The following is a 3709-nucleotide window of genomic DNA, read 5'->3' as shown; positions in this document are numbered from 1 at the left end:
CACCCATTAAATCAAACCTGAAAATACAATTTAAATGAATAATGCGAGACAGGGAGCGAAGCGGTCGAGCAAGCCATGTACAACAGGGACGTTGCTTCATGGCGTTTATGTTCACATTTAAAGTGTGTTTGAAGAATCAGTTTGATTTTTGGGGCACGTTTTTTGGTTCGTTTTTGTCGTGTAACAAAAATGAACAAGAGGACGCCATGGATGGCGCAAGATACTAATATGGCAGTTGATGCCATACATTGCTACAAACAATCTATCAGACTCAACCGCTGCTAAGACTAAATCCAATCAAAACATTCAAAACTAAAATCTAACCCCAACCCTTTATTTTAAATCAACTATATAACCAATCTTTATTGGTATTTCACACGTATCTGTTTACCATAAGCTTATACAATATCTTTTGGAAAAGATGATGAAAATTGATGATATTCGCCGTGAGTATTTAAAGGATGGTTTGTCGGAAGAGAAGCTGTTAGACAACCCAATTGAGCAGTTTGAATCGTGGTTGCAGTTAGCCGTAGACGCTAAGCTGGATGACCCAACAGCTATGGTTGTAGCAACGGTAGATAGCAATGGTCAGCCGTCGCAGCGCATTGTGTTATTAAAAGATGTAAATCCAAATGGTTTTGTCTTTTTTACCAATACTGAGTCGCGCAAGGCGCAGGAAATTGCGGGCAATAACAAGGTGAGCTTACATTTTCCATGGCACAGCTTGGAGCGTCAGGTAATTGTTTATGGAACGGCAAAACCACTCTCTAATTTAGCGGTGACTAAGTACTTTTTATCGCGCCCAAAAGAGAGTCAACTTGCTGCATGGGCATCGGCGCAAAGTCGCCCGGTATCTTCACGTAAAGTGTTGATGGAAAAATTCCAACAAATTAAAAATAAGTTTAGTGAAGGCGAAGTGCCATTACCGTCATTTTGGGGTGGCTACTGCATTGAACCGCATCAAATTGAGTTTTGGCAAGGCGGTGCAAACCGTTTGCATGACCGATTTATGTATAAACTTGAAGATGGTGTGTGGACTAAGCAGCGCTTAAATCCATAATATGGCGTTTTTTGATACGCACTGTCATATCGACTTTAATGAGTTTGAAAATGACCGTGACAAGGTGTTAGCAGATGCGGCGCACTTTAATGTGTCGCATATGCTGGTGCCGGGCGTAACGCTTGCACAAAGCACCAAGCTACTCTCCCTTGAAAATACATCTGATGTTACTTTCTATAAAGCTCTTGGCTTGCACCCTTACTTTTTAAAAGAACATCAAAAGGGTGATTTCGAACGCCTTGCGGCGCTTGCCAAAAGTCATCGCGAATTTTTGGTGGCGATAGGCGAGTGTGGTATTGACCGCAGTATCGAAAAGCTCGATTACCAACAGCAACTCTTCTTGCAACATATTGAACTTGCCAATGAATTGTCATTGCCGCTAGTGGTGCATCACCGAAAAAGTCATGACTTAATTGCTGAGGCTTTTAAAACGATAAAACCAAAGTTTGGCGGTATTATTCATGCGTTTAGTGGTTCAGCGCAGGTGGCCAATTACTACGTTGAACAAGGCTTTAAGTTAGGCGTTGGCGGCACAATTACATACGCGCGTGCGCAAAAAACACGTGATGTGATTGCCAGTATGCCGATTGAAAACTTAGTGCTTGAAACCGATGCACCTTCAATGCCGCTTTATGGTTTTCAAGGTGAGCGCAACACACCGTCGCAGATAATTCGTGTATTTGATGAGTTGTGTGAATTAAAGGGCATCGAGACGCAAAGCGCCCGAATAATGCTTGCCGAGCAGCTTTACTCTTCGTCTTGCTCAGTATTGCGAATATAGCGTTTAACCTGCCAGCGCTTTATTTTACGCGCTAATACCCAAGTTAATACCACACTTAAAACCAACATAAGGGCAATTTGCTTGCTCACTTCATGCAGATAATCATGACCATCGCGAATAGCGGCTGGAAAAGTGTAGGTGAGCCTAACAAAGCCGACACGCTCACCCTCAACAAACACATCATCAATAATCGGTGTCGCTAGTTTAGATAAACCGGGGAGAGCATTTGGAGTTTTTAATAAATCTTGATAAGACGCGGCAAAATCGCTTTGCGACAGTAAATTACCAAACTTATCAAACACCGCAGCAGTTTGAATAAATTCATCTTGTGCAAAGTTATTAACTAGGCGTGTTAACGCTTGGGTATCTTGATCTTTGATGGCAAATCGTGCACTTAATGCCAACTGCTGAGCTAGCCCTTGCGCTGTGGTTTGGCTTTGATTATTAAGTATTTGGTGGCCTTTAAAGCTAGTATTAAAACCAATATGGGTAAGCGCAATAAAGCATATCGCAGCAATCATTAAGCGCGATATTCTTTGGTATGTTGAGGCGAAAGCCGGATTGCGGTCTTGTTTTTTTTTCATTTTGCTCAATGCCTTTTGGACAGTGTGCTTTTTTCTTGGTTAAATTGCAACAACACATAAGTCGAGTAGTGAGCGTGTCACATATGTTTGAAAGTATTGCGGAGTTTGAGCAGTTTTTCTCAAACCTAGAGAATAATAAATGGCATTCAGTTGCAGAGCCCAATGAGCCAAGTGAAACATGTTTTGTTTTGCTTTCTACATTGCAGTCACAGCTTGAACCAAGCAACGTGTTATTAACCACGCTTTCAGCTTTGCCTGTGGCAGCGGTTACAAAAATTGCACCTCATCCAGAGTTACCCAGTGCATTGGCTTTAAAGGTTAATGCAGATGTCGCGGCTGTAAAAAAGGAGCTGAATGACTTTTTGGCGCCAAATCAAGCGTTAGAAGTTAATGTATTTACCAATGCACCAACAATTAACCAACCTGGTTTGCTAGTCATGGACATGGACTCAACGGCTATTCAAATTGAGTGCATCGATGAAATTGCCCGTTTAGCCAATGTGTATGACGAAGTGGCCAATGTTACGCGCCAAGCAATGCAAGGGGCATTACCCTTCTCTGAAAGCCTGCGAAAACGCGTTGCAAAATTAGAAGGTGTGTCGCTCGAGTTAATGGCAGAGCTTAAAGATAACCTACCGTTAATGCCGGGCGTAAAAGCACTGTGTCAGCATTTAAAAGCGAACGGATGGACGCTTGCCATTGCATCAGGCGGTTTTATTCCATTTGCTGAGCGTGTACAAACATTACTTGAGCTTGATGCAGTTCACGCAAATACCTTAGAAGATAATGGCAAAACGCTTACCGGTAAGGTATTGGGCACAATTGTTGATGCCGACGAAAAAGCGCGTTTTTTAACGCAATATGCCAAAGAGCTTAATATTGATAAGTCGCAAACGATGGCAATGGGCGATGGTGCAAACGACTTAGTGATGATGGCGGCAAGTGGCCTTGGGGTTGCGGTTCATGGTAAGCCGCTTGTTGCTGAAACGGCAGATGTGGCAGTTAATTTTGGCAGCTTGTTGCAGGTACTTTATTTTATTAGTTTGCCTGAATAGGCAAGTGAAACGCGGCCTGATTTAGTGTTACTAATTCAGGCAAAATATAAAAGACAGTGCTTTATTAGGGTCTGTTGACCTTTCAAGTTCGTTTTTGCAGCAGTTTGATTGGGTTTTATACAAGGCAGAGGCTGCGTGGTATAGTTATTCTATGTGAGCCAGCCGATAACACAGTAGAAAAGCCAATCAAGCGCTGCCGAACGGTTCTTTTGAGCGCACTTTTCTCATT

4 protein-coding genes are annotated in these 3709 nt (G+C 42.5%); 3 read left to right on the top strand and 1 reads right to left on the bottom strand.

The genetic code is table 11. The annotated features are described in order from the left end of the window. Positions 1-424 precede the first annotated feature (424 nt). Positions 425-1060 (top strand): pyridoxamine 5'-phosphate oxidase, encoded by a 636-nt coding sequence (pdxH, locus tag AN214_RS21480; protein ID WP_054981584.1) that lies wholly within the window; start codon positions 425-427, stop codon positions 1058-1060. Between the two features lies 1 nt (position 1061). Next, positions 1062-1841 carry a TatD family hydrolase gene (locus tag AN214_RS21475; protein ID WP_054981583.1) on the top strand — a complete coding sequence of 260 codons (780 nt, stop codon included), beginning with the start codon at positions 1062-1064 and terminating at the stop codon, positions 1839-1841. On the opposite strand, the gene AN214_RS21470 is transcribed toward AN214_RS21475, so the two are convergent. Beyond that, positions 1808-2425, bottom strand: coding sequence for an AhpA/YtjB family protein (locus AN214_RS21470; protein ID WP_054981582.1), 618 nt, complete (start codon positions 2423-2425; stop codon positions 1808-1810). The genes AN214_RS21475 and AN214_RS21470 overlap by 34 nt on opposite strands. 83 nt (positions 2426-2508) lie before the next feature. Between AN214_RS21470 and serB the strand changes: the two genes are divergently transcribed. Next, positions 2509-3480, top strand: coding sequence for a phosphoserine phosphatase SerB (serB, locus tag AN214_RS21465; RefSeq protein WP_054981581.1), 972 nt, complete (start codon positions 2509-2511; stop codon positions 3478-3480). The last annotated feature ends 229 nt before the right edge of the window (positions 3481-3709 follow it).

The organism is Pseudoalteromonas sp. P1-9 (assembly GCF_001399975.1).
Classification (GTDB): domain Bacteria; phylum Pseudomonadota; class Gammaproteobacteria; order Enterobacterales; family Alteromonadaceae; genus Pseudoalteromonas.
This window is presented reverse-complemented; position numbering and strand designations above follow the sequence as displayed.

Excerpts from the sequence above, each read along its gene's own strand:
- pdxH (WP_054981584.1), top strand. The coding sequence starts at position 425 with ATGAAAATTGATGATATTCGCCGTGAGTATTTAAAGGATGGTTTGTCG.
- AN214_RS21475 (WP_054981583.1), top strand. The coding sequence starts at position 1,062 with ATGGCGTTTTTTGATACGCACTGTCATATCGACTTTAATGAGTTTGAA.
- AN214_RS21470 (WP_054981582.1), bottom strand. The coding sequence starts at position 2,425 with ATGAAAAAAAAACAAGACCGCAATCCGGCTTTCGCCTCAACATACCAA.
- serB (WP_054981581.1), top strand. The coding sequence starts at position 2,509 with ATGTTTGAAAGTATTGCGGAGTTTGAGCAGTTTTTCTCAAACCTAGAG.